Origin of the sequence: Cognatiyoonia sp. IB215182, from assembly GCF_033963905.1 — a bacterium.
Lineage (GTDB): Bacteria > Pseudomonadota > Alphaproteobacteria > Rhodobacterales > Rhodobacteraceae > Yoonia.
On the sequence record NZ_JAXBMB010000071.1, the window covers coordinates 1 to 688 of the forward strand.

The window sequence follows — 688 nt, forward strand, 5'->3', positions numbered from 1 at the left end:
ATCGCATACAGACCCGCTGCGGCGACGATCCCGGCTTGCCGCATTCCGCCACCTAGCATCTGCTGATGCCTGCGCGCTCTTTCGATCACTTCTTCAGACCCCACAAGGACTCTCGAAAGCGCCCGTGCCGGTTCTTCGAAAACGTGGAGTGGTCAGGAACACGGTCGGTCAGATCGAGGCGACAGAACCAGCGATACGCCAGGTTCAGATGCACCTCTTCACACAGACGCCGTTCGGACCGAATACCGAAGCAATAGCCTACCAACAGCATCCGGATCAGAAGTTCAGGATCAACCGATGGACGACCCGTGTGGCTGTAGAAGTCCGACAGATGCACTCGGATATTGGTCAGATCAACGAACCGATCAATCGATCGCAGCAGATGACCTTGCGGAACATGATCTTCCAGCGAGAACTCATAGAATAGTGCCGACTGTGCTTCTTGCCTCGGATCCATCATCGCCAATCCCTCCCGATAGAAAGAATTGAATCAGCAGCTTACGCCCCGATCAAGGCAGCGTTTTTCAACGAAATAGGCTGGCACCTATCATCGGACCCAACCGTCAGATGTCGGAAACGAGCCAAACGAATGTTCCGCTGTGCGCGAAACAAGGTCTGTCGAGTCCTGAAAATTGGTGGTAAAATCTGACCCACTGCGCATTTGAAGGAGGCGGCTGTGTATATCGTC

The 688-nt window shown here is 54.1% G+C and carries 1 protein-coding gene and 1 pseudogene; both read right to left on the bottom strand.

Translation table 11 applies throughout. From position 1 onward, the window contains the following. Positions 1-59, bottom strand: a 59-nt coding sequence (locus SLH47_RS26530) for a hypothetical protein (protein ID WP_413785692.1), incomplete at its 3' end; no start/stop codon positions are given. Positions 60-106: 47 nt separating this feature from the next. Further along, a pseudogene (locus SLH47_RS26305) lies at positions 107-460 on the bottom strand (transposase); the annotation flags it as partial. Between the last annotated feature and the right edge of the window lie 228 nt (positions 461-688).